Origin of the sequence: Achromobacter sp. SIMBA_011 (genome assembly GCF_046535435.1) — a bacterium.
Taxonomy (GTDB): Bacteria; Pseudomonadota; Gammaproteobacteria; order Burkholderiales; family Burkholderiaceae_B; genus Achromobacter; species Achromobacter dolens.
The window spans coordinates 179306-205913 of record NZ_JAWRWN010000006.1; the positions used below are offsets into that span (position 1 = coordinate 179306).

Here is a 26608-nt window from a genome sequence, read left to right on the forward strand (position 1 = left end):
GGTGCCAACATCCGCCGGCGCATATCCCATGAAGAGGTTGCTGATCTGCCTGCTCTGCCTGCCCTGCACGGGCTGCGGCCTCGCCGCCGCGCCTTGTCGCGTCACGTCCGCCGTGATCAAGATCGTGCCGGTCGTCGGCGGCGTCGCGGCCGCGCCGACGGATGCGTGCGCGGAGGTTATCGACTGATGGCGAGCGGCCCCACGCTTCGCTCGCTCCGAGTCTGAACGCATTGACAACGAGACCACGCACTACACGCATGCCGCGAGTATCCCCGAAATGCAAAAGCAGCTATTTCGACGGCAGCAGTAAGACCAGCGCTTCACCTTTGTCCAGCGCGGACCGGGCGGAAACGTCAGACAGCGTGATAAGGAAATCGCCGCCGCGCTTTATGGTCAGGCTATTGATGACATGGGGAGTCTGGTCGATATACGCCGCCAAAGCCGTGAATGCGAAATCCTTGCCCGTATCGTTCTTGACCCGAATGACAAACTTCAGGTCCAGCCCGCCCACGGGCGATCGCTTCTGCGCGTTGATGATGCGGGCCTTCACCTGATCCGGAACGCTGACTCGCAGCAAGGCCTTCTCATTCGAAATCAGGTTGATATGGGAAGGCGATGCCGGCTTGCCATCCAGGTCCTTATCGAGAAATATCGGTACCGAAAATCGCGCGTAGGAATCGAAACCCTTTCGAAAGCACTCTTGGTATTTGGCATCGGAGAAAATACCGGGCATGGCCTTTTGGACATCCTGCACCGAGGTCGATGGCAGCCGCGAATCCTCATGGCTTTGGCAGCTCGGCACCTCCACATACAAATTGCCGGATAGCTGCTTGCTCGGCGCAGTCAGTAGGTCAGAAAGGCTGACCGCGGTCTCGACCGTAGTCTTGCACCCGGAAATCAAGGCGGCAACGCATGCCAGCACGGCAATTCTCTTCATCCTCGACATTTTTTCTCCATTCGGCCAGCAACGGATGGCGTTGCGTGTAGCTCGATTAATCAAAAGCAGAACCCTGAATTTTAACTATCAATGACAAATTATATCTAATTGATTAATCGCGCGACAAACGCGGCAGGGCGGCGCGACTCGACACGAATCGCTGATGCAGTTGAAGCAAATGGCCGATTTTGCCGCGCCATATCTGCAAATAGCCGTGCCCGTACCACGCGTATGTTTCCGTCTTTGGGATGGCTGAAGGAATGCACAATGCGAGCGGTGGAAGCGAGCGACCTGACCGTACTGGAACAGGATTTCCTAAACTTGATGAACGTACTTTCCGACTTCGAGCGCAAGTTCAGTATTCGGAACGGATTCAACCTGTTTGAGGCTCTCAATATCACCCGACAGGAAATCCGGCGTTCCCGCTTCCTGGCATATCTGCTCGATCCCAACGAGACGCATGGTCTCAATGACAGGTTCATGCGGGCGATCCTGCTCGCTGTACTCAATGAAAACCCCGATGCCCGCGTAAAACGCCTATCGGTGGCGTTGGAAGACTTGTCCAACGCGAGCGTCCACCGCGAACGTGACCTCTTCGACATCACCGTCCAGATAGACGCCGCCGGCCTTGCGGTCATCGACCTCGATGTTCCAGCGCTTCTTACTCTTCGCGTCCGCGGCGACCTTCAGTGGCCACAGCTCCTGGAATTCGTCTGACTGGACCAGCTCCTTGGCCGTCTGCGAGTTCGGCAGCGCCAGGTCATCGGAATAGCTGATGTGCAGAAACCGGGCGCGCGGGTTCAGCGCCAGGCCGCGCGCCATCAGGTTGATGGCGACCAGCTCGGTCTTCGACGAGCCCGGCGGCACATTGATGACCAGGTTCTTGATGCGGCCGTCGATGACGTCCTGCACCTTCTGCGCGATCAGCTCGTGGTGCCAGTTGACCCGGAACTTGATGGCCTGGCGGTGCTTGAAGAAGTACCGGCTGAAGAACAGGTGGTCCTGTTCGCATAGTGCCTTGGCCGTGGCGCGCAGGACGGCGGGATCAGTACTCGCCTTGCAGCTTGGCGACGGCGGCGGCGACTTCTCTTTCATCCACCACCACCGTCTTCTGTTCTATCGGGCCGCCGCCGGCGCCCGTATGCTCCCGCTTGTTCGTGAATGCGCCGCCCACCTCCTTGGCGGCCTGCTCCAGCACGCCGGCCGCGCCGATGACGTTGCCCCGGCTGATGTGCTTGTCGTAGATCCTGCCGAGCTGCCGCAGGCGAAACGCCTGATCGGCGATGGGGATCTCGGCGATTTCCTCGCGGAAGCGTTGCCGGGTGTCGTGGAATAGCTGGACCCACTTCTTGGCCAGGTCTTTGCCGGCGGCCTTGGTCGGGTCGTACTGGGCCACCTGCATGCGCGGCACGTCCAGACCGAATTCTTCCTTGACTGCCTCCGATACCTGGCTGGGGGTGTCCCAGCAGGCCAAGGTCTGGACGATGAACGTCTTTTGCTTGTCTGAGAGCTTTGCCATACGCAGTTTTCCCCACCTCGATTCGCCGAGCCAACAGGTCTACATGAAATGCGCTACCATCCCCAAACCGTTACATTTAGATAGAACATGGGCAACTCGCAAAGTAGATCGCTTCCAGTCGCTACTATCGCCTCTTCGCAGGCGCCGGCTGCGCCGCCACCTCGGAGTCTGTGGGCGAAAGTGGTGGTTGTCTCCGCCGGTTTGGCGTCAGTTATGGCCGTCGTTTCCGGGATAGCATTGGGAGCCATCTGGCTTTACAACAATGTTGTGGAGCGCGGTCGCGAACTTGAAAAGGCCGACCAACTGGCTCGCGGCTTAACAGAACTACACAGTGCCAAAGAACAACTCGCAACAGCAGAGAGTCAGATTCAGCAGGCACGCGCCGAACTCGGCCGATTGCTCGCCGACAAAGATGCATTGACCCAACAGCGCGATAGTTTGCGAGTCCAACTGGACGCGCAGCAAGCCGAAGTTCTCCGGCTTACTAGGCTGTTGACTGCCAACGATAATTGCTCATTTGTGCATCGCCAGATAGAAGCGACCCAAAAAGCCGTGGACAACCATCGCCCATTTGTTTTGGGACGGGATGGTCCGGGCCAGGAATACTTGCGAGAGCACCAAATTCTTCTGGAGCGATTGAAGGAGTATCAGAATCAGTTGGGTCAATGCTCTGGCAGGCCTATAGCCGCACGTTAGAACGCCACCTTCAGGCAACACCCGCAGGCTCGCGCAATGTCCAGCCGCGCCACGGTCGGCGCGGCGCCAGCGGCCGCGAGCAGCCGCCGCACGTCAGCCGAAGGTCCATACCGGGCCACCACGCCCACGAATTCCTCGACGTCGTGCCCCACGATGCGCAGCTTCGGCCGGCCCTGCTTGTCGAACGCCGGCGCGCCGTAGGGGTCCGGCGCGTGCCCTATGTGGTAGAGCTCATGCTCCACCAGTGCGCAGAATTCGGCATCGCTGCAGGTGGCGCAGTAGTCCGCCGCCAAAGTGATCAGGAAGGCCGGCACGCGGCCGAACCACTCGATCATCTGCTGTTCCTGGCGCGCCTTCTGCCAGCCGCCGGTGCGGAACATGACCTGTTCGGCCTGGCCGAGCACCGTGCGTCCGGCCTTGTGAAAGCCTGACGAGGCCCATAGGAACGCCAGGTCGGCGTCAACCAGGTGAGCGTGGTCAGGATTATGAAGCGGACCGTCCGCGGCGAGTATCGCCTGTTCAACCCATTCCAGCAGCTCAGGCGCCGGCGCCAGCAAGCCACCGGTGGCCTCCGCGCGCGCCAGCCACTCGGCGGGCGGCCTGGGTCGCTCCTCACCCATCGGTCGCGCTCGCCCTCCCTTCATACTGAATCATTCACGATGCTTAATCAGCCTTGCTCCGCGCGATAAAGAGTCCCGGCCTTCCTCATTTGTCCAAGCGCCTCGCTGGGCCTGTCGTCGCTTGCCGCCGTCGATCGACAACCGCTCATCCCTCGAAGCGGCGATGCTTGTCGGTGCGCGCCATTTTCACTACATTCGGACATTACGAAATCTTACAAAAAAGGAAATCTCGTGCCTAACGCCGAGCAAAACCAACGAAATGAACAGGCCACATCAAGGCTAATTCGGATCCCAATAATCGTGGGGGGCTTGCTAATACTTGCCTACGGTATTTATTTTGGACTCATCCGGAAGCAGGGAACAGGTGGCACCGATATCTGGGGTCAATTTGGCGATTTCTTGGGTGGACTGCTAAATCCGATCGTGGGTACCATCACCATCATCCTTCTCGTCCGCACTCTCATGGCCCAGTTAAATGCTGTCGACATGCAACGGGATGAGTTAACACTGCAGCGGGATGAATTAAAACTCCAACGTGCAGAAACTGCAAAATCTACGGAGGCATTAGCGGCGCAGAACAATGCAATCAAGATGCAGAGCTTTGAGCAGACATTCTTTGCTTGGCTCCAAAGCAACAGGCAGTTTGTAAGTAGCCTCCATGCTGAACAGGATCAGGGCTTCAAAGTCTTACAACGCTTGGTAGGTCCGTTCGCCTCCGGCACCCTAGATAGCGTTGGTACAGATTTTGATCGATGGGCGGCGAGTCATCGCCAGTCCCATGGCAGACTGTTAGAAATCAAGTTTTTCGCAGCTCAAAACGGCTACGAAAACACATACAAAAATCACCACGACGTTCTGGGCCCCCTACTGCGATCACTTTACCGACTCATCGACTGGGTCGATAAGAGCCCAATACCAGATAGCGACAAATGGCATTACGTTGCGATTGCTCGGTCCCAGCTTACTTGGCCCGAGATGATGATTCTTGCGTACAACGGCACCACGAAACGCGGAGAAAGGTTCGCACCTCTGATTGAGAAATATGCACTCCTGGACAATCTTGAAGCTGCTTCCGACTACATAGTCGCGGCAATGCGAGGGCCATTCCTTGAAAGGCAATTTGACGGATTTCCGTACACGAAGCGCGCGTTTAACTCCGGTGTTGCCAAGCTGGAGCTTGGCATCATCGAGGCAAAAGATCTTTAGCGGTCGGAAGATGCAAGCACCCAGGCCTAGAGGCTAGATAGTGGCTTCTCCTGGGCGTACCAGCCTGAAAAACTACAGCAGTCGGCGTGACGCTTCCCACTAAAGCAAATGCCATTTGCTCGCCACCTGGAATTCAAAGCAAACGATCTGCACGCGTCGGCAATAATTTCCAGGTCGCCATGTAATTTTGTGTTACTGTAGCTCGCCTGTACAGGTAGGACGGCCTCGGGACGCTCACAGCCTTTATCCGTGAGTCGGCTGTCAGTCGTGCAGTTACAATTGCGCGGCCGTCGCCGTCTTCTCAAACCAAAAATGTCGAGGTTCGAGTTGGATGCTTTGAATAAATTGAAAGCTGGCGCTTCTGGTTTGGTGGGTGTCTGCCTCGGAGGTTCTCTGCAAGGGCAACGCAAGCCTGTTTCTGACAGCGAATTGCGCGATCCTCTGTTCAGCGCAAGCCTTCCTCGCTACCACTTGGAATCCCACCATCGTGGTGACCCGAAAGACCTGCGCCTCTTCTTTGTGCACAAGGGCTTGAACCCTTCGCGCGTGCCCGCGCTGGTACAGAAGTACTGGCGCGCGGCGAGCCCGCACCCCTGATCGGCCAAATAAAAAACGCCCCGGTATCTGCCGGGGCGTTTCGCTAGATCGCATTTGCTACGAGTCTGGGCGAATTTTGCTCATCTTGATTCACATTGTCAAGCGGAGTCGGCGCCACATCCCCCACCAGGTCCACCACGATGTCGGCGTCTCGCATGCGAATGTCCAGTCGCTGTAGCGCCCCCCTGCGGGCACCCTGCACCAGGACCCGGTAGGCGCTCGCGGGACGCTGCAGCGCCGAGTACGGCAGGTCGAACCGATCGCACAGGTCGCGCAGCCGCGGCCGGCCACGCAAGATATGCGTGGTCAGCAAGTCCGTCAGCTCCCGCTCGCGGCTGTCTGCGGGCGCGCTCGGATTCAGCCATTCCGACACCTGACGCGCGCTCAATGCGCCCTCCTCGCCCGTGCCGTACTGCGCCTGCAGGATGTGGAAGCCAATCCCATCGCCCAGTGTGCGCCCCAGCACCTTGAGCGTGAACACGGCCTGCGCATGCCACTCATGCGGCGTCAGCCCTGATAGGGCCTTGCGCTCATACTCCACGTCGAACCGCTCGCGCAGGGCCTCCCAGACCAACTGCGTCGGGTTCTTCGGCTCGATGGGCAGGGCCAGCATCAGGTAGGCCACGGCAATCGCGTGCTCGGGGCACGAAAACGTTCCGGCTTCACGCGGCATTCTTTACTACTTTCAAATTCTCCAGCTCACAGCCTGGCTGTATTGGCCAGGTATAGACACTTAGGAATCGCGGCTTCTCTCCATCCAGCCCCGAGATGTCAGGCACAGCAAGTTCCGCGATGGGCTCGTTCTCTACCCACCGCTGCGACAGGCTGGTATCACGTCCAAGAGTACAAAGTGGCAATAGCACCCACGCAACGCATTGGGCTAAAGTCGGCGTCGGCATAGCTTCCCGAGACCCACGCAAATGAACCCGTTTGAAACTGATGACGTGCAGAGATACGCGATCCGAGATGATCACGACTACAAGCCAATTGCAGATCTTCGTCATGGCGCCAGGGTGCTGCTCGAAGATGCGAGGCAGCATCCAGAGGGTTCGCACTACAAATGGATGAGCGCGGTGGTCCTCCTCGCGTCGACGGTGGAGGCCTTTTGCCAGACGCTCGGCCCTGAAGTTCTCAAGGAGATGTGGGATACCGGGAGGAATCCGATTGAAAAAAAAGCCGGCCCTCTGAAAAAACTTGAGCTGATCGCAAAGCGGGCAAAAGTCTTTAAGGGTCACGAAGACCCAAGATGGCAACTGCTGTCCGAAGTTTTCGATGCCCGGAATGGCTTTGCACACCCCAAACCAGCCACGATGCGATCGGTTTGCATCGTCGAATGCAGATACGACGAATTGAACCTCCGCAGTGCCGAAGCCATCCGCAACTTCCGTTTTCCGCTCTTGAACCCAACTCGCCTTGACGAGGTTGCCGCAGCCGTCGATGCAGTTTTGTTGGAAATATGGTTGGCGCTTGGGAAAAGGCAGCATGACCTGTACATGCAAGGCATATCGATCGGCTCGTGGTCGCTGGCTGAATAGACCCACAGGCAGGTCGAATATGCCCAACAGAACAGCCAAGAACTTGCTTGAAAGACTCATGCCAGGTCACTCACCAGATCCACGGCCCTGAACCAACTACCAAGGCCCGCACCGGCGGATGCTCCCGCCTGGTCTCCGCGCTGCTGCGGTGACGCGCATTCGTCGCCCAGCACCCGCAGCATCAGCGCGCCCAATGCCTGCGCCGTCACGTTCCCGCTCGCAGCTTCGGCGAAGTCCTTGCGGTTGTGCCGGCGCAGCCAAGGAATCACGCTGTCAGGGACCGGCTGACCAGGCAGCGCCGCCTTCAGGCGCCCAGCTAGGATGAACAGGCTTCGGCGGTTGTGCATGCGAGCTGTGATGCCCGCCTGCTCCGCGTAAGCGGTGCCGTGGTGCAGATGGCAGTACCAGTCGGACACGCCCGTGGTGGTGTCAGCGATAGACCCGGGCAGCATGCAGCCCCTGACGCAGCACATGCCGTAGCCCTGGACCGGATGCTGATGGCGGGTCACCGCCGCGGATGCTTCGGCGTAGCTCATGCCCCTCGCTCCTGCTCATCACGCCGGCGACGCAGCTCGGCGAAGATCCGATCGCGGTAGCTGGCGTAGGTCTCGCCGCCCCGGGCAAACATGCCCAGTTCACGCCCGACGCGGTCCGTCGCCGCATCGGACTTCCACCACTCGCCCCAGTCTTGGCCGGTCTCGGCACGAGGCCCCGCCGCGTTCGGCACGACGGGAGCGCGAGCTGTTCGCACACGGTTTCGCCAGGTCGCCAGCCAGTCGAGCTTGCAGCCCTTCGCGCCTGGCACGGCGGTCCAGTAGTCCCGGAATTCGTCGGCCAGCACGCGCACCTGCTCGGCGGACAGGTCGGGGCGCAGGTCGAGCGCCGCCTTGCCCCAGGACATCGGCAGAACCCAGTCGGCAGGCAGACGCGAACCTCGCTTCGTGGTGCTGACAGTGTTACGGCTTTTAGAGGTATTACCTACGAAGATAGGTATTACATCTTTCTTATGTTTTATTTCTGTAGGGAAAACTGGTACTGCTTCGGGTTTACCCAGGTGTCCCAAATTTGGTACTGCTTCGGGGTAAGCGGTACCAGTTTTGGGACTGCTTCCCTCAAAATCATCGGAAGGTGTCCCAATTTCGGTACCGCTTAGCTGTCCCAAATCTGGTACTGCTTGGGCTTCGGAAGCTGTCCCGTTTTCGGTACCGCTTTGCTGATCCGAAGCTGTACCAGAATTGGTACCGCTTGCTGGTTCGCACAGCCGGAACACGACCACCGACTTAGTAGCCCCTGCCCGCTCGCCGCTATCGACCAGGAAACCTGCGTCGATCAGCCGGCGCAGATTGGCGAGCACCGTCTTGCGGTCTTGCCCAGTCTGCTGCGCGATCAGGGTGGTGGATGCAAATGCGCTCCATGGCGCTTGCTTGCCGTGCGCATAATGCGCCAGCACCACCAGGATGAATTTGGCTGGGGAGTGGCAAACAGGCTGGGCCAATGCCCAAGCGACAGCTTGAGCACTCATCAGCGTCCCCCAGGGGCCACAACCCTAGCCCTCGCAGCCAGCGCCGCCATAGCAATGGAGCATCAAGCTTATGGGGCAAAAAACAATCACCGGCCTCACGCTCAAAGACGGCCTCTGGCACATCGACAAAGTCGTCCGCGGGGTTGGCCGAATTCGAGGCAGCACTGGCACAAGCACGCGCGCAGACGCGGAGCAATTCCTCCTCTCGCGCATCGCCGAAGCCCAGGCGGCCCAAGCCGCGAAACGCCACGGCCGCCGCACCTTCCGCGAAGCCGCGACCCGCTATTTGAAGGAATATGCGCAGCAGCCATCAATTTGGCATACCGGCATCTATCTCAAGCAGCTCGATCCATACATCGGCGAGCTGTATCTGGATGAAGTGGACGACGAAGCCCTGCAGCCCTATATCGAGGACCGTCTGGAATTGGGCCGCGCACCGCGGACGATCAATATAGCTCTGCAGCGCGTCGTGAGGGTGCTCAACGTCTGCGCCAGAAAATGGCGCGACGAGGACCGCAGACCTTGGCTATCGGTTGTACCCATGATCGAAATGCTCAGTGAAAAATCGCGCCGGCAACCCTACCCCTTGTCGTGGGAGGAACAGGCAATGCTTTTCAAAGAGCTACCCGACCACCTTCAAGCCATGGCCTTATACAAGGTGAACACCGGGTGCCGCGAGCAGGAGGTCTGCAAACTGCGATGGGAGTGGGAAATCCAGGTGCCCGAGCTGGAAACCAGCGTCTTTCTGATCCCCGCTGATTTTGGTGGACGGTTCGAAGATTCGGGCGTCAAGAACGGCGAGGAGCGCCTGGTGGTGCTGAACGACGTGGCCAGGTCAATCATTCGCAAGCAGCGCGGCCTGGATCCCGAATGGGTGTTTCCCTACGAGGGCCGCGCGCTACACAGGATGAACGACACCGCCTGGCGCAGTGCGCGCAAGCGCGCTGCGGAACACTGGAAGAAGTCGCACGGCGTTCCAGCGCATCCAGGCTTTGGACGTGTCCGCGTGCACGATTTGAAGCACACCTTCGGGCGTCGACTGCGCGCCGCTGATGTCCCGGAGGAGGATCGCAAGGCCCTGCTGGGCCACACCGATGGAAGTATCACTTCGCACTACTCGGCGGCCGAGCTGACCAAGCTGATCGAGTATGCAAATCGCATCGCAGCAACCGACACGCGCAGTCCGGCGTTGACGGTGCTCAAGCGAGGGGCGGCTGTAACGGGGAAGTCCCCGCAAAAGTCCCCAGAATGAGAAAGGGGGTTAGTGATTACTATCACTAACCCCCTAGGGTATTGCTGGTCGGGACGGCGGGATTCGAACTCGCGACCCCTTGCACCCCATGCAAGTGCGCTACCAGGCTGCGCTACGCCCCGAAAGAAAAAGAGTATAGCAGACCTAAAAATTGTTTGCACGCATTGGTGCAAAAAAAGTGCCGAATACTCAAAAAAATTTGCGTGCCTTACGCGATGCCGGCAACACTCACAGGCAAGGCTCGCGCATGGCGCGGGGCCATCAACTCGGATAGACGACGGTGCAATGCACCGCCATGCTCAGGCCGTGGCGTTGACGCTCACCGCATTGTCGTTCGAAGCCGTCGCGGCCGAACCCAGGGCCTCGGCCAGCATCGCCGACACATCGCCCAACTCGTTGCGCAGGGCCTGCATCTCGGCGCCAGTCAGACGCACCGCGGCGTCCTGATCGTGCGGCGTGTCGCGCGCATCGCCCAGGCGGTTGCGCGCGCCGCTGATGGTGAAGCCCTGCTCGTACAGCAAGGAACGAATACGACGGATCAGCAGCACTTCGTGATGCTGGTAGTAGCGGCGGTTGCCGCGCCGCTTGACCGGCTTGAGCTGCGTGAACTCCTGCTCCCAATACCGCAGCACATGCGGCTTGACGCCGCACAGGTCGCTGACCTCACCGATGGTGAAGTAACGCTTGGCGGGAATGGGCGGTAAGGTAACGGTGGATTCGGTACGTGTCATAAGAGAATTCTATGCCGCGATGCGTCGAGTGCCGATAACAATTACCGACAAAGCGTATCACTCCTCGGCATCTGGCGCTGCGGGAGTGGCCTGCTCCACCACGCTCTTGAGTTTCTGACTTGCGTGGAACGTGACCACGCGGCGTGCGGCGATAGGGATGGTCTCGCCGGTCTTGGGATTGCGCCCCGGGCGGGGCGGCTTGTCGCGCACCTGGAAATTTCCGAAGCCCGAAAGCTTGACGGAATCTCCGCGCGCCAAGGCGTCGCGGATTTCCTCGAAGAAGGTGTCGACGATGTCCTTGGCCTCGCGCTTATTCAGGCCGACCCGCTCAAAGAGCAGTTCGGCCAGCTCGGCCTTGGTCAGGGTACGCGGCTCGGCAAGCATACTGTTCCCCATGGTTCAAGCGCGCTGGCGCGCGCCGTGGGCACTGACCAAAGCGTCTTTGATGCGCGCCAGGCAATCGGCCACCCGGGCTTCGTCCAGTGTGACCTCAGTGTCCTGTAGCCAGAAACGGAACGCAAGGCTTTTCTCGGCCACGGGCTGGTCGCCCTGGGCCTTTTCGCGCCAGACGTCGAACAGGCGCACGTCCTGCACCACGGCCAGTTGCGGATCGGCCTTGACCGTCGCCGCCACCGTGTCCAGCATGGACTGCACCGTCACGGGCGCGTCGACCCAGAGGGCCAGGTCACGCACCACCACCGGTTGGCGCGACAGTTCGCGCACCTGCGGCAGTTCGCCTTCGGACAGGGCGTCCACGTCCAGCTCGAACACCACCGGCGCGTGTGCCAGGTCTGCCTGCTGCGCCCAACGCGGATGCAGCTCACCGATCCAGCCGACCTGCTTGCCATCCAGCGTGACGCGGGCGCTGCGGCCCGGATGCAGCGCGGGATGCGCCGCCGCTTCGAAGCGCAGGCGCGCGCCGCGGGCGCCGAACAACGCCTGGACGTCCATCTTCACGTCGAAGAAATCGACCTGTCGGGTGGGTACGCCCCACTGCTCTTCCACCGACGGGCCCCAAGCGGCGCCCGCCAGCTTGAGCGGCTGGCGCACGCCGGCCACTTCCAGCGGACCGTCCTGCGCCGCGTCATCGCGCGCGAAGACGCGGCCAAGCTCGAACAGGCGCACGCGCGTCTGCTTGCGGTTGGCGTTGTGGCGGATGTTGGCCACCAGGCCGGCGATCAGGCTCGAACGCATCACCGACAGGTGGCTGGCGATCGGGTTGACCAGCTTGACCGGCGTGTCGTTGCCCGCGTAGTCGCGTTCCCACTCGGCTTCGACGAAGCTGTAGTTGATGACTTCCTGGTAGTCCTGCGCGGCGGCCAGGCGGCGCAGCGCGTGCGGACCACGGCGCACTTCGGGTTGCGAGAACATCTTGGCGCGCGCCAGCGGCGGCACCGTGGGAATGTTCTCGAAGCCGTAGATGCGGGCCACTTCTTCGATCAGGTCTTCCTCGATCTCGAGGTCGAAGCGATACGACGGCGGAGTGACGATGAAGTCATCGCCATCGAGCGTGAATTCCAGCCCCAGGCTGCCGAAGATCTTGGCGACTTCGGCCTGCGTGACGGGCACGCCCAGCACGCGGTGGCAGCGCGCCAGGCGCATGCGAACCGGCTCGCGCTTGGGCAGGTTGACGATCTGGTCGTCCAGCGGACCGGCCTGCCCGCCGCAGATGTCGACGATCAGGCGCGTGATGAATTCGATGTGCTGCGGGATCGTGGCGAAGTCCACGCCGCGCTCGCCGCGGTGGCTGGCCTCGGAACTGAACTTGAAGCGGCGCGCGCGGCCGGCCAGCGATTGCGGCCACCAGAACGCGGCTTCCAGGTAGATGTTCTGCGTGTCGAGCGTGACCGCCGTGGCCTCGCCGCCCATGATGCCGGCCAGGCTTTCGACCTGATCGCCGGCCACCACCACGCCGACCTTCGAATCCAGCGTGACGGTCTGGCCGTTCAGCAGCTCGAGCGTCTCGCCTTCGCGCGCCCAGCGCACCGACAGGTCGCCATGGATCTTGTCCAGGTCGAACACGTGCGAGGGACGGCCCAGTTCCAGCATGACGTAGTTGGAGATGTCCACCAGCGCCGACACCGAACGCTGGCCGGCACGCTCCAGGCGCGTCTTCATCCACGCGGGGGTCTGCGCGCGAGCGTTCACGCCGCGGATCACGCGGCCGCCAAAGCGTCCACACAGGTCGGGCGCCTCGATCCTGACCGGACGCAGCTCGTCCAGCGTCACGGGCACGGCCTTGGCGGTCGGCACCGACAGCGGCGCGCCGGTCAGCGCGGCGACTTCGCGCGCCACGCCCAGGATCGACAGGCAATCGGCGCGGTTGGGCGTCATCTTCAGCGTGAAGAGCGTGTCGTCCAGGTCCAGCGCTTCGCGGATCGACTGGCCCGGCGCCATATCGGCCGGCAGCTCCAGCAGGCCGGCATGGTCCTGCGACAGGCCCAGTTCGCGCGCCGAGCACAGCATGCCCGACGATTGCACGCCGCGCATCTTGGCCACGCCGATCTTCATGCCGCCGGGCAGTTCCGCGCCGACGCGGGCCAGCGGCACCTTCAGGCCGGCGGCCGCGTTGGGCGCGCCGCAGACGATCTGCAGCAGCGCGCCGGAGCCGTCATCGACTTGGCAGACGCGCAGCTTGTCGGCGTCGGGGTGCGGGGCGATCTCGACGATGTGCGCGACCACCACGCCCGTGAACGCGGGCGCGGCCGGCACGGTGTCTTCGACTTCCAGGCCGGCCATGGTGAGCCGGTGCGCGAGTTCATCGGTTGCGATCGGAGGATTGACCAGCGTACGCAGCCAGGATTCGGGAAATTGCATGATCTAGCCGTCTGTTATTCGTTGAACTGGCGCAGGAAGCGCAAATCGCCTTCGTAGAACTGGCGCAGGTCGTTGACGCCGTAGCGCAGCATCGTCAGGCGCTCCAGGCCGGAACCGAAGGCAAAGCCGATGTAACGCTCGGGGTCCAGGCCGAAGTTGCGCACCACCTGCGGGTGCACCTGGCCCGAGCCGGAGATCTCCAGCCAGCGGCCGCGGTTCGGGCCCGAGGTGAACATCATGTCGATTTCGGCCGACGGCTCGGTGAACGGGAAGAACGACGGGCGGAAACGCACGACGAGATCGTCGCTTTCGAAGAAGCAACGCAGGAAATCGGTGTACACGCCCTTCAGGTCGGCGAACGAGATATCCTCAGCGATCCAGAGCCCTTCCACCTGGTGGAACATGGGCGAGTGCGTGGCGTCGCTGTCGACGCGGTAGGTGCGCCCCGGCGCGATGACCTTGATGGGCGGCTTGTGCATGCGGGCGTAACGCACCTGCATGGGGCTGGTGTGCGTGCGCAGCAGCAGCGGCAGGCCGTCGGCGTCTTTCATGTCGACGTAGAACGTGTCCTGCATGGAACGCGCCGGATGGTCCAGCGGGTTGTTGAGCGCGGTGAAATTGGTCCAGTCGTTCTCGACTTCGGGGCCGTCGGCCACGTCAAAGCCGATGGAGCGGAAGATCTCTTCGACACGCTCCCAGGTGCGGATGACCGGATGGATGCCGCCCGGCACGCGGCCACGGCCCGGCAACGATACGTCAATGGTTTCGGACGCCAGTCGGGCATCCAGTTCTGCTTGCACCAGGGCCGCGCGGCGCAGGTTCAGGAGCTCTTCGACCTTCTGCTTGGCCTGATTGATGCGGGCGCCCATGTCGCGCTTCTGCTCGGGATCGAGCTTGCCCAGGCCCTTGAGCAGGACCGTCAGCGCGCCGTCCTTGCCCAGGAAGCGGGCCTTTGCGTTTTCGAGCGCGGCGGCATTGTTGGCCGCGGCGAACAGTTCCTGCGCCTGGGAAACCAGGTCGTCAACCGATTGAGTCATGAAATCCAGCCTTCAAAACGCAAACGGGGCCATTACAGCCCCGTTTGCAGCGATGCGCGATGAGTTAAAGCGCGCGATCAGGCAGCCAAGGCAGCCTTGGCTTGCTGCACGATGGCGGCAAAGCCGGCCTTGTCGCGCACGGCCAGATCGGCCAGGACCTTGCGGTCGAGTTCGATCGCAGCCTTCTTCAGGCCGGCGATGAACACGCTGTAGCTGACGCCGTGTTCGCGGACGGCGGCGTTGATACGCGTGATCCACAGCGCGCGGAACGTGCGCTTCTTGTTGCGGCGGTCGCGGTAGGCGTATTGGCCAGCGCGCATGACCGCTTGCTTGGCGATACGGAACACATTACCGCGGCGGCCACGGTAACCCTTGGCGGCGGAAATGACTTTCTTGTGACGTGCGCGGGCGGTAACGCCGCGTTTGACGCGAGGCATAGTAGATCTCCCTTATATCAAGCGAAAGGCATCATGGCTTTCACGGAAGCCACGTTGGTCTCGTGAACCGCCGCCGAACCGCGCAGTTGGCGCTTGTTCTTGGTGGTCTTCTTGGTCAGGATGTGACGCTTGAACGCCTGACCACGCTTGATGGATCCGCTGCCGCGAACCTGAAAGCGCTTTGCGGCGCTTTTCTTGGTTTTCATCTTGGGCATGATGATTCCCTAAACTGAACACTATTGTTGATTTACATGACGCGAGGTGCTTGTCGCAAGGCGGTTGGCGCCGCGCTCGACCATCAAGGCGAGCACGTTCGACCTACACCATTGCGGCAAAACTTGATGACCTCTTGCCACTTCTGGGGGTACTTCCACTGCTGAGGTACTGCAACTTTCCCCGATGGCCCGGGCGAAAAAAATTGCCTGGATCCGGGAAAGCCTTTGATTATATGGTGATTTCCCTGGTTTTGTCGAGCCGGATCGGGTCTGGCGGGCAGGCGCACGGAAACATTCCGGGACGGAACCCATCCTCCCTGCCGACGGCAATGGCCTGCCCTGCGCATCATGCCCCCGGGCGCCGGTATTGCACCGCCTGCGCGACATGGTGCGTCGCCAGTTCGTCGGCGGCCTCGAGATCGGCGATGGTCCGGGCGACACGCAAGGCGCGATGCATGGCGCGGCCAGAGCCCGCCAGCCGACGCATGGCCTGCAGCAACAGGTCGCGGGCCGGCGGCTCCAGCGGGCAGTGGCGCTCCAGTTCCGCGCCGGCCAACGCCGCATTCGGCTTGCCCTGACGCGCCATCTGCCGCTCGCGGCAACGCGCCACGCGCGCCCTGACCGGCTCGGACGCCTCGCCGGGCGGCCCCTGCAGGCTTTCCAGGTCGGCCGGCGGCAACGCCACATGCAGATCGATCCGGTCGAGCAGCGGGCCTGAGACCTTACCGGCGTAACGCGCGACCTGGTCGGGCGTGCACTGGCAGGCCCGGCGCGGATGGCCGCGCCAGCCGCAGGGGCATGGATTCATCGCGGCCACCAGTTGGAAGCGGGCGGGAAACTGCGCCGTCTGCAGCGCCCGGGCGATGACCACCCTGCCCGTCTCCAGCGGCTCGCGCAGCGCCTCCAGTGTGCGGCGGCTGAATTCCGGCAGTTCGTCGAGAAACAGCACCCCGTGATGGGCCAGACTGATCTCCCCCGGCCGGGGCCGTCCGCCACCGCCCACCAGGGCGATGGCGGACGCCGAGTGGTGCGGCGCGCGGAACGGCGGCGTGCCCATCCTGACCGGTGGCGCGCCCGCCAGCGCGGCCAGGGCCGCGACCTCGAGCGCCTGCGCGCGCGCCAGCGGCGGCAGCAGGCCCGGCAGGCGCGCAGCCAGCATGCTTTTGCCGGCCCCGGGCGGCCCTATCATCAACAGGCTATGGCCGCCCGCCGCCGCGACTTCCAGCGCGCGCCGCGCCCCGGGCTGCCCGCGCACGTCCGCCAGGCAGGGCATCGGCGGCGCCTCGGGCCAAGTGTCGGGCAAGGCGTCCGGCAGACGGCAATGACCCGCCACGTGTGCCGCCACGTCCGCCAGACTGCGCGCCGACAGCACGCGCAGGCCCTCGACCCAGGCCGCCTGTCCGGCGCTGCCGGCGGGCAGGATCAAGGTGGCGCCGGGGGATTCCCGCGCCACGCTCAATGCGATCACCAGGGCCGCCGCGACCGGCACCAGCGCGCCGGTCAGGGACAGCTCCCCGGCGAGCACCAGACCGGCCAACAGTGGATCCGGCGCCGGCATGTTGGCGGCCTCGGTTGCCGCCCCCTCGCCCGGCGGCGCCAGTTGCCCCGCGGCCAGCAACAGGCCGACGGCGATGGGCAGGTCGAAACGGCCCGATTCCTTGGGGATGTCGGCGGGGGACAGGTTGACCGTGATGCGGCCCGCGGGAAAATTGAAGCCGCTGTTGATGATGGCCGCGCGCACCCGCTCGCGGCTTTCGCGCACCTCGGTGTCGGGCAGGCCGACCACGTTGAAGCTGGGCAGTCCCGGCCCCAGGTGGGTTTCGACCCGCACCGCGTGGGCGTGCAGGCCGCTGAGGGTGCGGCTGGCGATTACGGCTAGGGTCAAGGCAGTCTCCGATGGCAGTCGAAGACGAGTATGGCGAAAACAAAAACGGCCGCGCAGGCGGCCGTGGCAAAAGTGTCCCGCGCGGATCACTTGTCCAGGGCGGACAGGCGCGACTCCAGTTGCTCGACGGTGGCAGCCAGTTGATCAACGCGGGCACGCGTACGCGCCAGCAGATCGGCCTGCACATCGAATTCCTCGCGGGTGACCAGATCGAGCTTCGAGAATGCCTGCGTCATCATGGCGCGGACGTTGCGCTCGACATCCGCGGCCGGGCTGCGGGCGATCAGGTCGGAAATGTTCTTCTGGATGTCTTCCATCCACTGGGTGCGATTGTTCATAGCGGCCTCACGATGTTCTTGGTGCCTCAAGTGTAGTGCTTTCCACAAGTCGGGCAGCGGGCAAAAAAAAGGGCGGGCCGCATGCGGTGACCGCCCATCAAAGCACAGGAGAAAACCGGGCCGCCTTGGGGGCAGCCCCCTACCAACATCGTTACTCGCAGCCCATCTGCTTGGCCGACTGCGCGAACAGGTCGGCCGATTGCTTGCACTGGGACGCCAACTGCGTCTTGTCGCTGATCGTGGCCCACTGCGTCTTGGCCGCGTCGAGCTGCTGCTTGAAGCTGGCCGCCGCGGGGTTGGACGCGCCCAGCTTGTCCATGCACGCGCTGACTTTGGTCAGGTAGGCGTCGCATTCGGCGGGCAGGCCGGCGGTGGAACTGGCGGCCGGGGCCGAACTGGACGGCGCGGGCGTGGAGGCCGGCGGCGTGGCGGCCGCGGGCGGCGTGCCCGGCGTCGTGGACGACGGCGCCGGCGTGGTCGATGCCGCGGGCGGCGCGGCCTTTTCATCGCTCTTGTTGCAGCCGGCCAGGGCGGCCAGCGCGGCGGTCAGCGCCAACACGGCAAAGGTCTTGCGTCGGATCGTCATCATTCCTCTTTCCTTTCTTGCTTTTCGTCTTTGTTCAGAGAGCCGCGACGCCGGTGTCTTTTGCCGCGGCCGATCAGGCCCAGATACCGCCATGAGCTGGACTTGATTCTTCTTCAGCCTACCTTTGGCAACAAGCTTATGCGTGTAAACCCTCGTATCACGCCCCGCCCCCGTTTTGACGGTGCGTCCGAACCGCTTTCAAACGCCTGACATCTGCGCCATGCGCCGCCCGAAGCCCGGCCAGCAACGTTCAGCGGCCTGTCGGGGCAGACCGCGGCCACGGTTGCCACGCATCCGGCAAACGCGACAAAGGACTACCGCGCCGGCATCAACTCGCAACAAATGGCGGCGGCAAAACATATTCCGTTGCATTCCTCACTTTGCCCGGCCGTGCACCAACTTGAGGCTGATGTCGAGTGCATGAAGCACTATATTGGTGCAATCAGGCACAACAAATGCGCCTGCCTTTCCGCTTTCCGGGCACCGGACCGCATGGCATGGAATTTGCTTGATTGACGATGCCAACGTGCAACCATGAGAGGAAATGCCATGAAACTCATCATCGCCATCATCAAGCCCTTCAAGCTCGACGAAGTGCGGGTGGCTCTATCCGGAATCGGCGTCCAGGGCCTCACCGTTACCGAAGTGAAAGGGTTCGGGCGCCAGAAGGGCCACACCGAGCTGTATCGCGGCGCGGAATACGCCGTCGACTTCCTGCCCAAACTGCGTGTCGAGGCCGCCGTGCCCGACCATCTGGTCGACCAGGTCATCGAAGCCATCGAACAAGCCGCCCGCACCGGCAAGATCGGCGACGGCAAGATCTTCGCCGCCCCCCTTGAACAAGTGATCCGTATCCGCACGGGCGAAGCCGGCGAAGCTGCGCTGTAGACAAATAAGAAAGACTCATTGGAGCCTGAAAATGGATAAAGCAGATATCTCCTGGTTGCTCGTCTCTACCCTCCTCGTATTGATGATGGCCGTACCCGGTCTGGCGATGTTCTATGGCGGCCTGGTACGCAGCAAGAACGTGCTGTCGGTACTGCTGCAAGTGTTGTGCACGTTCGTGCTGGGCCTGGTCCTCTGGTTCATCTACGGTTATTCCCTTGCCTTCACCGAAGGCAATGCGTTCTTCGGCGGCCTCTCGCGCGCCTTCTTCTCGGGCATGTTCAACCCGGCGGACGGCAAGTACGCCATGTCGAACTCGCTGACCGAACTGCTGTTCGCCTCGTTCCAGGCCACGTTCGCCGGCATCACCTGCGCGCTGATCGTCGGCAGCTTCGCCGAACGCGCCCGCTTTTCGGCGGTGCTGGTGTTCACGGTGATCTGGTTCACCTTCGCCTATATTCCCATCGCGCACATGGTCTGGTTCGCGTCCGAAACGGCCCCGGGCCTGCTCAACGCCAAGGGCGCGCTGGACTTCGCCGGCGGCACCGTGGTGCACATCAACGCTGGCGTGGCCGGCCTGGTGGGCGCCTATGTGGTCGGCAAGCGCGTCGGTTATGGCCGTGAAGCCATGCAGCCGCACAACCTGCCGATGACGTTCGTCGGCGCCGCCCTGCTGTGGGTAGGCTGGTTCGGCTTCAATGCCGGTTCCGCCCTGGCCGCCAACGAGAACGCCACCCTGGCCTTCTTCAACACCATGATCGCCACCGCCGGCGCCGTGCTGGCCTGGCTGTTCACCGAATGGGCCATCAAGGGCAAGCCCTCGATGCTGGGTGCCGCCTCCGGCGCCATCGCCGGCCTGGTGGGCATCACCCCGGCGGCCGGCCTGGTCGGGCCGGTGGGCGCGCTGATCATCGGCGTGATCGCCGGCATCGTCTGCGTCTGGGGCGTCAATGGCCTGAAGCGCCTGCTGCGCGCCGATGACGCGCTCGATGTGTTCGGCGTGCACGGCGTGGGCGGCATCGTCGGCGCCCTGCTGACCGGCATCTTCAACGCCCAGGTCCTGGGCGGCCCCGGCCTGGCGGAACCCGGCATGATCCTGGGCCAACTGTGGGTGCAGCTCGAAGGCGTGCTGCTGACCATCGTCTGGTCCGGCGTGGTCGCCTGGATCGCCTACAAGATCGCCAACGCCCTGTGCGGCCTGCGCGTGCCGGAAGACCAGGAACGCGAAGGGCTGGACGTCACCAGCCACGGCGAATCGGCCTACCACAGCTGATCGTCTCCCCCGCCCGCTGCCGGGCGGGACCATGGAAAGCCCCCTCTTCGCAGGGGGCTTTTTTTCGTCAGGGCGATCCTGTTTGGAGGGCCGGGCCCGCCGACGCAAAAAAAACCCGGCGCATGCGCCGGGCTTTCCGTTCGTCGGAGCCACGCCCCGGCACCAATGGCCCTCAGGCCGGATCGAGCGTATCCAGATCCACCGGCAAGGCCCGGTTCAAGGCGCTGGCCACCTTCACGCGCAGCGCGTTGGTATGCGCCCGCCGGACCTCCCGCTTCACGTCCAGCAGTTGCTGCGGATGCATGGAAAACTCGGTCAGGCCGAGCCCCAGCAGCAACCGCGTCATGCGCGAATCGCCAGCCATTTCGCCGCATACCGCAACCGGCTTGCCGGCTCGCTCGCCGGCATTGATGGTGTGGGCCACCAGCCGCAGCACCGCCGGATGCAGCGGATCGTAGAGCGACGCCACGTCGTGATCGCCGCGGTCGATGGCCAGCGTGTACTGGATCAGGTCGTTGGTGCCGATCGACAGGAAATCCAGCGCCTGCGCGAAGGGTTCGATGGCGATGGCGATGGCCGGCACCTCGACCATGGCGCCCACTTCCATGTGCGCCGCGTAGGGCTGGCCGCGCGCATCCAGCTCGCGCCGCGCCGATTCGATGGCGGCCCGCGTCGCCACCACCTCGTGCATGTGGGCGATCATCGGGATCAGCAGGCGCACCGGCCCGTGGGCCGAGGCCCGCAGAATGGCGCGCAACTGCGTCGCGAACATCTCGGGCCGCGCCAGGCAGTAGCGGATCGCGCGCTGCCCCAGCGCCGGATTGGTGGCCACCGTGGCCTCGCCGTCCAGCGTCTTGTCCGAGCCGATGTCGAGTGTGCGGATGGTAACGGGACGGCCGGCCATGACCTTCACGACGGACGAGTAAGCCTCGTACTGCTCTTCCTCGCCCGGCAGATCCGGACGCCCCATGAACAGGAATTCGCTGCGGAACAGGCCGATGCCGTGCGCTCCGGCAGCCAACGCCAGCGCGGCCTCTTCCGGCAGCTCGATGTTGGCGTGCAACACGATATCGATGCCATCGAGGGTGACGGACGGCTCATCGCGCAGCAAGCTGAGTTCGGCGCGCTCGTCGGCGTAGGCGGCCTGGCGGCGGCGGTATTCCTGCAGGATGCGCTCCGACGGATTGACCACCACGGCGCCGGCGGCGCCGTCGATGATCAGCATGTCGCCGTCCCGCACCAGCTCGCGCACGTTGCCCATGGCCACCACGGCCGGCACGCCCATGCTGCGCGCCACGATGGCGGTGTGCGAGGTCGGCCCGCCCAGGTCGGTGACGAAAGCGGCGAAGCGCCCGCCGCGCAGGCGCAACATGTCGGCCGGCGAGATGTCGTGCGCCACCACCACCAGCGCCTCGTCGCCGCCCATGTGCGACATGTCCGGCAGGATGGCCGAGGTGCCGGACAGCACGTGCAGCACCCGCTCGATCACCTGGCGCACGTCCGCGCCGCGTTCGCGCAGGTATTCGTCTTCCATCGCGTCGAACTGCTGGCCCAGGATCTGGCCCTGCGTGGTCAGCGCCCATTCGGCGTTGTAGTGCCGCTCGGCGATCAGCGCCAAAGTCTGCTCGGCCAGCAGCGGATCGCCCAGCAACAGGCTGTGCACATTGAGCATCGCGCCCAGCTCGCGCGGCGCATCGGCCGGCAGGGTGTCGGCCAGTTGCCGCAATTCCTGCTGGGCCGAGGCCAGCGCCTCGGTCAGGCGGCTGCTCTCGGCCGGCACGTCCTCGGGCGCGATGCGGTAGTGCGCCACTTCCAGCGCCGCCGCGCCCATGACCACCGCGCGGCCGATGGCGTAACCGCGGGCCACGCCTTTGCCGTACAAACAAATAACGGGGCTGGCAGAGCCAGCCCCGTCGTGCTTGTCGACCGCGGCGCCGGCCGCGGACATGCCGGCCCCGACATTGTCAGGGCCGGCGGATTCGGAAGCGCCGCTATTCCTGTTCACCGAATTTGCTATCGAACAGAGTTTCAATTTCGGAGAGCGCCTGCTCGGCATCGCTGCCCGAGGCCTCCAGCTTGACCGTCACGCCCAGGCCGGCGGCCAGCATCATGACCCCCATGATGCTCTTGGCATTCACGCGCTGCGCGCCGCGCGAGATGAAGATCTCGCTGGAAAACTTGCTGGCCAGTTGCGTCAGTTTGGCGGCCGCCCGCGCATGCAAACCCAGTTTATTGCTGATGACAATGTCTGTATTAGGCATAGGATTTATGGTGACCGCGGCATCACACCGCAGTTGGTGATTGCAGCAAATTGTCCAAGCGCTCTTCGGCTTGAAATATTAGCCGAAATAATAGGACAAGTTCCTGCCCGTCAGTCTACCCGCAAGACCCCTTGCACCCCGCCCGCCAGCGCCTTCTCACGGGTCTCGGCCAGTGAGAGATTCCGGTAGGTCAGCGCGCGCAGCAACATGGGGGTATTCAGGCCCGCCAGCACACAGCACTGGATACCCTGTGCCTGGGCGTCGGCCACCGCCCGCTTCGAGATATTGGCGGGCGTCGCGCCGATCAGGTCGGTCAGCACCAGCACGCCAGCGCCGTGATCCTGCTCGAGGATGTCCTTGAGCACCGCCGGCGCCAGGTCGTCCGGCCGGTCCTCGGGCTGGATGTCGTGGATCGCCAACATGCCGTCGAGGTTGCCCATGACGTGGCTGGCGCATTCGCGCATGGCCGCGCCCAGGGGCGCGTGCACGACAATGACAATACCCGTGGTCATGACAGGTTCCAGGAAGGTCAGGCCGCGGCCGGAACCGAGGCGCCGGCCGCCACCGCTTTTTCGAGCGCCTGGACGAACATGCCCGCGACGTCGAAACCGGTCTGTTCGGCGATTTCCACGAAACAGGTGGGGCTGGTGACATTGACCTCGGTGACGTAGTCACCGATGACGTCCAGGCCGACCAGCAGCAGGCCGCGCGCGGCCAGCTTGGGCGCGACGGCCTCGGCGATCTCGCGGTCGCGCGGCGACAGCGGCTGCGCCACGCCCCGGCCGCCAGCGGCCAGGTTGCCGCGGGTCTCGCCGGCCAGCGGGATGCGCGCCAGCGAATACGGCACCGGTTCGCCGCCGATCAGCAGGATGCGCTTGTCGCCCTTGACGATCTCGGGAATGTAACGCTGCGCCATGATGGTGCGCGCGCCGTTGTCGGTCAGCGTTTCCAGGATGGCGTTGAGGTTGGGGTCCTTGGGCTGCAGGCGGAACACCCCGGTGCCGCCCATGCCGTCCAGCGGCTTGACGATGACGTCGTGGTGCGTGTCGTGGAAAGCCTTCAGGCGCGCCATGTTGCGCGTCACCAGCGTCGGCGCGGTGAACTCGCTGATCTCGGTGATGGCCAGCTTCTCGGGATGGTTGCGGATCGCCGCGCCGCTGTTGAACACCTTGGCGCCTTGCGCCTGGGCGTATTCGAGCAGATGGGTGGAATACACGTATTCCATGTCGAAAGGCGGGTCTTTGCGCATCACCACCGCGCCGAAATCGGCCAGCGGCAGATCCTGGGGCGCCGATTCGCGCCACCAGTCATGGCCGTGCAGGTCGGCGTCTGCCACCAGCTCGATGGGCGTGGTGACGGCCTTGACCGTGCCGGCCTCGATGTACAGGTCGCCCTGCATGGCCACGCTGAGCGTATGGCCGCGCGCCACCAGGGCACGCATCATGGCGACAGAACTGTCCTTGTACGCCTTCAAGAGCGGCAAGGGATCCAAAACGAACAAAACATGCATCGCGACACCCCGAACGTACGCCGCCTTCCCTTTCGGGAAGGCGGCTATCTATGACATCGTAGCGCAGAGCCGCCCAATAAGCGAACCCGCCGAACATGGGCTGGACGGCGGGTCGCGGGGCAAGAGCGGCCAGGCCTTCCCGGACGGGAAGGCCGGCAGGAGCCTTATGCCGCCGATTCCGGCTTGCCCGCGGGGGCAGCCTTCTTCTTGGGCGCCAGCACCATGACCATCTGACGGCCTTCGAGCTTCGGCATGGCTTCGACCTGGGCCAATTCCAGCAGATCGTCGCGCACACGCTCAAGTACCCGCATGCCCAGTTCCTGGTGAGCCATTTCACGGCCACGGAACCGCAGCGTCACCTTGGCCTTGTCGCCTTCCTCGAGGAAGCGGCGCAGGTTGCGCAGCTTGACCTGGTAGTCGCCCTCGTCGGTGGCCGGACGGAATTTGACTTCCTTGACCTGGATGACCTTCTGCTTCGAACGAGCTTCGGCCTGACGCTTCTGCTCTTGGTACTTGAACTTACCGTAGTCCATCAAACGGCAGACCGGCGGCTCGGCGTTCGGCGCGATTTCCACCAGATCCACGTCGTTTTGCTCGGAAAGACGGAACGCGTCGGCAATCTTGACGATGCCCAGCTGTTCTCCGTCCAGACCTATCAGGCGCACCTCGGGGACGCGGATTTCACCGTTGATGCGATTGGCTTTTTCAGTGGCGATGTTGAAAGCTCCTAGAAATGTTAAGCAGCGCTGCCATCGGGTTGATTGACGTCGCGGCGGGTGGATACGTCTTCGGACAGGCGGGCGACGAAGTCGTCGAACGCGATGGCGCCGAGGTCCAGACCGCCCAATCCGCGTACGGCGACGGTACCGTTTTGCTTCTCCTTGTCGCCGACGACGAGGATGTACGGCACCTTCTGCAGGCTGTGCTCCCGAATTTTACGAGTGATTTTTTCACCGCGCAAATCGGACTCTACTCTAAAGCCTTGTTTTTTCAGGCTTTGCGTGATTTCAGCCGCATAATCGGCCGAAGGTTCGGAAATGCAGCACACCACGGCCTGCACCGGCGCCAGCCAGGGCGGCATCGCGCCGGCGTGGTTTTCGATCAGCATGCCGATGAAACGCTCGAGCGAACCGAGGATGGCGCGGTGCAGCATCACGGGCGGACGGCGCTGGTCGTTCTGGTCCACGTACTCGGCGCCCAGGCGCACGGGCATGGAGAAGTCGACCTGGATCGTGCCGCACTGCCAGTGGCGGCCGATGGCGTCCTTCAGCGTGTATTCGACCTTCGGGCCATAGAACGCGCCCTCTCCCGGGGAGATCTCGAATTCGCAGCCGGTGCGGCGCAGGCTTTCCATCAGGGCCTGTTCGGCCGTGTCCCAGACCTCGTCCGAGCCGATGCGCTTTTCCGGACGCGTGGCGACCTTGTACAGCACTTCGGTGAAGCCGAAGTCGCGGTAGACCTTCTGCAGCAGGGCCGTGAAATCGGCGCATTCGTCCTGGAGCTGGTCTTCGGTACAGAAGATGTGGCCGTCGTCCTGCGTGAAGCCGCGCACGCGCATCATGCCGTGCAGCGAGCCGGACGGCTCGTTGCGGTGGCACTGGCCGAATTCGCCGTAGCGCAACGGCAGCTCGCGGTACGAGTGCAGGCCGGCGTTGAAGATCTGCACGTGGCCCGGGCAGTTCATGGGCTTGAGGCCATAGACGCGGTTCTCGGACTCCGTCGTGAACATGTTTTCACGGTAGTTGTCCCAGTGGCCCGTCTTCTTCCAGAGCGAGATGTCGAGGATCTGCGGCGCCTTCACTTCCTGGTAGCCGTTGTCGCGGTAGACGGAGCGCATGTACTGCTCCACCTGCTGCCACAGGGCCCAGCCCTTGGGGTGCCAGAAAATCAGACCCGGCGCTTCGTCCTGGAAGTGGAACAGGTCGAGTTCGCGGCCGATCTTGCGGTGATCGCGGCGCTCGGCCTCTTCCAGCATGTGCAGGTAGGCTTCCTGTTCTTCCTTGGTGGCCCAGGCCGTGCCGTAGATGCGCTGGAGCATCTCGTTCTTGCTGTCGCCGCGCCAGTAGGCGCCGGCCACCTTCATCAGCTTGAAGACCTTGAGCTTGCCGGTGGAGGGCACGTGCGGGCCGCGGCACAGGTCGATGAAGTCGCCTTCGCGATACAGGCTGAGCGGCTCGTTCGACGGGATCGAGGCGATGATCTCGGCCTTGTACTTTTCGCCGATGCCCTTGAAGAACTCGACGGCGTCGTCGCGCGACCAGACTTCGCGCGTCACGACTTCGTCCTTCTTGGCCAGCTCGGCCATCTTCTTCTCGATGGCCGTCAGGTCTTCGGGCGTGAACGGGCGCTTGTACGAGAAGTCGTAGTAGAAGCCGTTGTCGATCACGGGGCCGATGGTGACCTGCGCGTCCGGGAACAGCTCCTTGACGGCGTAGGCCAGCAAGTGGGCCGTGGAATGGCGGATCATGTCCAGGCCGTCGGCGTCCTTGGCAGTCACGATGGCCAGGCGGGCGTCGCCCTCGATGCGGTAGCTGGTGTCGACCAGCGTGGAATCGGCGCCTTCAAAGGTCACGCGGCCGCCCAAGGCGGCTTTGGCCAATCCCGCGCCGATCGATTGCGCCACTTCGGCGACCGTGACCGGTCCCGGGTATTGGCGCTGCGAACCATCGGGCAATGTGATCTGTACCATCGGGAGTGCTTCCTGGGGTTCTTGGGAAAAATACGAAATTCAGAAACGACAAACGCGGCT

30 protein-coding genes, 1 tRNA gene and 1 pseudogene are annotated in these 26608 nt (G+C 63.2%); 9 read left to right on the forward strand and 23 right to left on the reverse strand.

The features are described 5' to 3' along the window. Window positions 1-28 precede the first annotated feature (28 nt). Window positions 29-187 (forward strand): DUF6726 family protein, encoded by a 159-nt coding sequence (locus tag SB816_RS20770; protein WP_410547457.1) that lies wholly within the window; start codon window positions 29-31, stop codon window positions 185-187. A gap of 102 nt (window positions 188-289) precedes the next feature. On the opposite strand, the gene SB816_RS20775 is transcribed toward SB816_RS20770, so the two are convergent. After that, window positions 290-937 (reverse strand): hypothetical protein, encoded by a 648-nt coding sequence (locus SB816_RS20775; RefSeq protein ID WP_231133017.1) that lies wholly within the window; start codon window positions 935-937, stop codon window positions 290-292. Window positions 938-1261: 324 nt separating this feature from the next. Between SB816_RS20775 and SB816_RS20780 the strand changes: the two genes are divergently transcribed. Then, the gene (locus tag SB816_RS20780) at window positions 1262-1654 is read left to right on the forward strand and encodes a PD-(D/E)XK nuclease family protein (RefSeq protein ID WP_410547546.1); all 393 of its coding nucleotides are present in this window, start codon (window positions 1262-1264) and stop codon (window positions 1652-1654) included. Here SB816_RS20780 and SB816_RS20785 read toward each other — a convergent pair. After that, window positions 1550-2032, reverse strand: a pseudogene (locus SB816_RS20785) (hypothetical protein); the annotation flags it as partial. The gene SB816_RS20780 and the pseudogene SB816_RS20785 overlap by 105 nt on opposite strands. Beyond that, window positions 1983-2456 (reverse strand): DUF2280 domain-containing protein, encoded by a 474-nt coding sequence (locus tag SB816_RS20790; RefSeq protein ID WP_410547458.1) that lies wholly within the window; start codon window positions 2454-2456, stop codon window positions 1983-1985. The pseudogene SB816_RS20785 and the gene SB816_RS20790, both read right to left, overlap by 50 nt. Before the next feature lie 213 nt (window positions 2457-2669). Between SB816_RS20790 and SB816_RS20795 the strand changes: the two genes are divergently transcribed. Beyond that, on the forward strand, window positions 2670-3152 hold the full coding sequence (locus SB816_RS20795; protein ID WP_410547459.1) for a hypothetical protein: 483 nt from the start codon (window positions 2670-2672) through the stop codon (window positions 3150-3152). Here the strand turns inward: SB816_RS20795 and SB816_RS20800 are convergent. Continuing rightward, the gene (locus tag SB816_RS20800) at window positions 3149-3772 is read right to left on the reverse strand and encodes a putative metallopeptidase (RefSeq protein ID WP_410547460.1); all 624 of its coding nucleotides are present in this window, start codon (window positions 3770-3772) and stop codon (window positions 3149-3151) included. The genes SB816_RS20795 and SB816_RS20800 overlap by 4 nt on opposite strands. Before the next feature lie 231 nt (window positions 3773-4003). Here SB816_RS20800 and SB816_RS20805 point away from each other — a divergent pair, with 231 nt between their 5' ends. After that, window positions 4004-4978 (forward strand): putative phage abortive infection protein, encoded by a 975-nt coding sequence (locus tag SB816_RS20805; protein WP_410547461.1) that lies wholly within the window; start codon window positions 4004-4006, stop codon window positions 4976-4978. A 267-nt stretch (window positions 4979-5245) separates the two neighbouring features. Continuing rightward, window positions 5246-5575, forward strand: a complete 330-nt coding sequence (locus SB816_RS20810) for a hypothetical protein (RefSeq protein ID WP_410547462.1) — start codon at window positions 5246-5248, stop codon at window positions 5573-5575. Between the two features lie 43 nt (window positions 5576-5618). Here the strand turns inward: SB816_RS20810 and SB816_RS20815 are convergent, their stop codons facing one another. Further along, window positions 5619-6248, reverse strand: coding sequence for a hypothetical protein (locus SB816_RS20815; protein ID WP_410547463.1), 630 nt, complete (start codon window positions 6246-6248; stop codon window positions 5619-5621). Window positions 6249-6495: 247 nt separating this feature from the next. On the opposite strand from SB816_RS20815, the gene SB816_RS20820 reads away from it, so the two are divergent. After that, entirely contained in the window at window positions 6496-7110 is a 615-nt protein-coding gene (locus SB816_RS20820; RefSeq protein ID WP_410547464.1) for a hypothetical protein, read from the forward strand. A 56-nt stretch (window positions 7111-7166) separates the two neighbouring features. Here SB816_RS20820 and SB816_RS20825 read toward each other — a convergent pair whose 3' ends face one another. Beyond that, entirely contained in the window at window positions 7167-7646 is a 480-nt protein-coding gene (locus tag SB816_RS20825; RefSeq protein WP_410547465.1) for a hypothetical protein, read from the reverse strand. Further along, window positions 7643-8632, reverse strand: coding sequence for a helix-turn-helix domain-containing protein (locus SB816_RS20830; protein WP_410547466.1), 990 nt, complete (start codon window positions 8630-8632; stop codon window positions 7643-7645). The genes SB816_RS20825 and SB816_RS20830 overlap by 4 nt, the downstream gene beginning before the upstream one ends. A gap of 70 nt (window positions 8633-8702) precedes the next feature. Here SB816_RS20830 and SB816_RS20835 point away from each other — a divergent pair, with 70 nt between their 5' ends. Beyond that, a complete protein-coding gene (locus SB816_RS20835) occupies window positions 8703-9884 on the forward strand; it encodes a tyrosine-type recombinase/integrase (protein WP_410547467.1) in 1182 nt (393 codons plus the stop codon). 45 nt (window positions 9885-9929) lie between these two features. On the opposite strand, the gene SB816_RS20840 is transcribed toward SB816_RS20835, so the two are convergent. The 10 genes from SB816_RS20840 to SB816_RS20885 form a co-directional block, all read right to left on the reverse strand. Further along, a tRNA-Pro gene (locus SB816_RS20840) sits at window positions 9930-10006 on the reverse strand. Between the two features lie 177 nt (window positions 10007-10183). Further along, window positions 10184-10615, reverse strand: a complete 432-nt coding sequence (locus tag SB816_RS20845) for a MerR family transcriptional regulator (protein ID WP_054503851.1) — start codon at window positions 10613-10615, stop codon at window positions 10184-10186. A 57-nt stretch (window positions 10616-10672) separates the two neighbouring features. Then, window positions 10673-11011 (reverse strand): integration host factor subunit alpha, encoded by a 339-nt coding sequence (locus tag SB816_RS20850; RefSeq protein WP_006388001.1) that lies wholly within the window; start codon window positions 11009-11011, stop codon window positions 10673-10675. Between the two features lie 3 nt (window positions 11012-11014). After that, window positions 11015-13432 carry a phenylalanine--tRNA ligase subunit beta gene (pheT, locus tag SB816_RS20855; RefSeq protein WP_410547468.1) on the reverse strand — a complete coding sequence of 806 codons (2418 nt, stop codon included), beginning with the start codon at window positions 13430-13432 and terminating at the stop codon, window positions 11015-11017. Window positions 13433-13446: 14 nt separating this feature from the next. After that, window positions 13447-14469, reverse strand: coding sequence for a phenylalanine--tRNA ligase subunit alpha (gene pheS / locus SB816_RS20860; RefSeq protein WP_054503853.1), 1023 nt, complete (start codon window positions 14467-14469; stop codon window positions 13447-13449). A gap of 77 nt (window positions 14470-14546) precedes the next feature. Continuing rightward, entirely contained in the window at window positions 14547-14906 is a 360-nt protein-coding gene (gene rplT / locus SB816_RS20865) for a 50S ribosomal protein L20 (protein WP_006387998.1), read from the reverse strand. Between the two features lie 17 nt (window positions 14907-14923). Then, on the reverse strand, window positions 14924-15121 hold the full coding sequence (rpmI, locus tag SB816_RS20870) for a 50S ribosomal protein L35 (protein ID WP_006387997.1): 198 nt from the start codon (window positions 15119-15121) through the stop codon (window positions 14924-14926). 346 nt (window positions 15122-15467) lie between these two features. Next, the gene (locus SB816_RS20875; protein WP_064526958.1) at window positions 15468-17006 is read right to left on the reverse strand and encodes a YifB family Mg chelatase-like AAA ATPase; all 1539 of its coding nucleotides are present in this window, start codon (window positions 17004-17006) and stop codon (window positions 15468-15470) included. An 86-nt stretch (window positions 17007-17092) separates the two neighbouring features. Then, window positions 17093-17344 (reverse strand): accessory factor UbiK family protein, encoded by a 252-nt coding sequence (locus SB816_RS20880; protein ID WP_006394062.1) that lies wholly within the window; start codon window positions 17342-17344, stop codon window positions 17093-17095. A 151-nt stretch (window positions 17345-17495) separates the two neighbouring features. After that, window positions 17496-17933: a DUF5339 family protein gene (locus tag SB816_RS20885; RefSeq protein ID WP_410547469.1), complete on the reverse strand. Its 438-nt coding sequence runs from the start codon at window positions 17931-17933 to the stop codon at window positions 17496-17498. A gap of 546 nt (window positions 17934-18479) precedes the next feature. Here SB816_RS20885 and SB816_RS20890 point away from each other — a divergent pair. Both SB816_RS20890 and amt read left to right on the forward strand, forming a co-directional pair. Then, complete coding sequence (locus SB816_RS20890) at window positions 18480-18818, forward strand: P-II family nitrogen regulator (RefSeq protein WP_006218735.1); 339 nt, start codon at window positions 18480-18482, stop codon at window positions 18816-18818. 31 nt (window positions 18819-18849) lie between these two features. Continuing rightward, window positions 18850-20088 (forward strand): ammonium transporter, encoded by a 1239-nt coding sequence (gene amt, locus SB816_RS20895; protein WP_054503856.1) that lies wholly within the window; start codon window positions 18850-18852, stop codon window positions 20086-20088. A gap of 172 nt (window positions 20089-20260) precedes the next feature. Here the strand turns inward: amt and ptsP are convergent, their stop codons facing one another. The 6 genes from ptsP to thrS form a co-directional block, all read right to left on the reverse strand. Next, window positions 20261-22036 carry a phosphoenolpyruvate--protein phosphotransferase gene (gene ptsP / locus SB816_RS20900; protein ID WP_269201790.1) on the reverse strand — a complete coding sequence of 592 codons (1776 nt, stop codon included), beginning with the start codon at window positions 22034-22036 and terminating at the stop codon, window positions 20261-20263. Window positions 22037-22079: 43 nt separating this feature from the next. Next, on the reverse strand, window positions 22080-22349 hold the full coding sequence (locus SB816_RS20905) for an HPr family phosphocarrier protein (RefSeq protein WP_006387993.1): 270 nt from the start codon (window positions 22347-22349) through the stop codon (window positions 22080-22082). 110 nt (window positions 22350-22459) lie between these two features. Then, window positions 22460-22861, reverse strand: a complete 402-nt coding sequence (locus SB816_RS20910; RefSeq protein ID WP_064526963.1) for a PTS sugar transporter subunit IIA — start codon at window positions 22859-22861, stop codon at window positions 22460-22462. 17 nt (window positions 22862-22878) lie between these two features. Continuing rightward, window positions 22879-23859, reverse strand: a complete 981-nt coding sequence (gene gshB / locus SB816_RS20915; protein ID WP_372415310.1) for a glutathione synthase — start codon at window positions 23857-23859, stop codon at window positions 22879-22881. A gap of 164 nt (window positions 23860-24023) precedes the next feature. Then, window positions 24024-24575, reverse strand: coding sequence for a translation initiation factor IF-3 (gene infC, locus SB816_RS20920; RefSeq protein WP_076410237.1), 552 nt, complete (start codon window positions 24573-24575; stop codon window positions 24024-24026). Window positions 24576-24595: 20 nt separating this feature from the next. Beyond that, window positions 24596-26548 carry a threonine--tRNA ligase gene (gene thrS / locus SB816_RS20925; RefSeq protein WP_410547470.1) on the reverse strand — a complete coding sequence of 651 codons (1953 nt, stop codon included), beginning with the start codon at window positions 26546-26548 and terminating at the stop codon, window positions 24596-24598. Between the last annotated feature and the right edge of the window lie 60 nt (window positions 26549-26608).

Coding starts and splice junctions, on each gene's coding strand:
- amt (WP_054503856.1), top strand. CDS start 18,850: ATGGATAAAGCAGATATCTCCTGGTTGCTCGTCTCTACCCTCCTCGTA.
- SB816_RS20850 (WP_006388001.1), bottom strand. CDS start 11,011: ATGGGGAACAGTATGCTTGCCGAGCCGCGTACCCTGACCAAGGCCGAG.
- SB816_RS20835 (WP_410547467.1), top strand. CDS start 8,703: ATGGGGCAAAAAACAATCACCGGCCTCACGCTCAAAGACGGCCTCTGG.
- SB816_RS20825 (WP_410547465.1), bottom strand. CDS start 7,646: ATGAGCTACGCCGAAGCATCCGCGGCGGTGACCCGCCATCAGCATCCG.
- SB816_RS20800 (WP_410547460.1), bottom strand. CDS start 3,772: ATGGGTGAGGAGCGACCCAGGCCGCCCGCCGAGTGGCTGGCGCGCGCG.
- rplT (WP_006387998.1), bottom strand. CDS start 14,906: ATGCCTCGCGTCAAACGCGGCGTTACCGCCCGCGCACGTCACAAGAAA.
- SB816_RS20770 (WP_410547457.1), top strand. CDS start 29: ATGAAGAGGTTGCTGATCTGCCTGCTCTGCCTGCCCTGCACGGGCTGC.
- gshB (WP_372415310.1), bottom strand. CDS start 23,859: ATGCATGTTTTGTTCGTTTTGGATCCCTTGCCGCTCTTGAAGGCGTAC.
- thrS (WP_410547470.1), bottom strand. CDS start 26,548: ATGGTACAGATCACATTGCCCGATGGTTCGCAGCGCCAATACCCGGGA.
- SB816_RS20790 (WP_410547458.1), bottom strand. CDS start 2,456: ATGGCAAAGCTCTCAGACAAGCAAAAGACGTTCATCGTCCAGACCTTG.
- pheS (WP_054503853.1), bottom strand. CDS start 14,469: ATGACTCAATCGGTTGACGACCTGGTTTCCCAGGCGCAGGAACTGTTC.
- pheT (WP_410547468.1), bottom strand. CDS start 13,432: ATGCAATTTCCCGAATCCTGGCTGCGTACGCTGGTCAATCCTCCGATC.
- SB816_RS20820 (WP_410547464.1), top strand. CDS start 6,496: ATGAACCCGTTTGAAACTGATGACGTGCAGAGATACGCGATCCGAGAT.
- SB816_RS20885 (WP_410547469.1), bottom strand. CDS start 17,933: ATGATGACGATCCGACGCAAGACCTTTGCCGTGTTGGCGCTGACCGCC.
- SB816_RS20890 (WP_006218735.1), top strand. CDS start 18,480: ATGAAACTCATCATCGCCATCATCAAGCCCTTCAAGCTCGACGAAGTG.
- SB816_RS20815 (WP_410547463.1), bottom strand. CDS start 6,248: ATGCCGCGTGAAGCCGGAACGTTTTCGTGCCCCGAGCACGCGATTGCC.
- SB816_RS20845 (WP_054503851.1), bottom strand. CDS start 10,615: ATGACACGTACCGAATCCACCGTTACCTTACCGCCCATTCCCGCCAAG.
- SB816_RS20830 (WP_410547466.1), bottom strand. CDS start 8,632: ATGAGTGCTCAAGCTGTCGCTTGGGCATTGGCCCAGCCTGTTTGCCAC.
- rpmI (WP_006387997.1), bottom strand. CDS start 15,121: ATGCCCAAGATGAAAACCAAGAAAAGCGCCGCAAAGCGCTTTCAGGTT.
- SB816_RS20775 (WP_231133017.1), bottom strand. CDS start 937: ATGAAGAGAATTGCCGTGCTGGCATGCGTTGCCGCCTTGATTTCCGGG.
- SB816_RS20795 (WP_410547459.1), top strand. CDS start 2,670: ATGGCCGTCGTTTCCGGGATAGCATTGGGAGCCATCTGGCTTTACAAC.
- SB816_RS20905 (WP_006387993.1), bottom strand. CDS start 22,349: ATGCCTAATACAGACATTGTCATCAGCAATAAACTGGGTTTGCATGCG.
- ptsP (WP_269201790.1), bottom strand. CDS start 22,036: ATGTCCGCGGCCGGCGCCGCGGTCGACAAGCACGACGGGGCTGGCTCT.
- SB816_RS20780 (WP_410547546.1), top strand. CDS start 1,262: ATGAACGTACTTTCCGACTTCGAGCGCAAGTTCAGTATTCGGAACGGA.
- SB816_RS20880 (WP_006394062.1), bottom strand. CDS start 17,344: ATGAACAATCGCACCCAGTGGATGGAAGACATCCAGAAGAACATTTCC.
- SB816_RS20910 (WP_064526963.1), bottom strand. CDS start 22,861: ATGACCACGGGTATTGTCATTGTCGTGCACGCGCCCCTGGGCGCGGCC.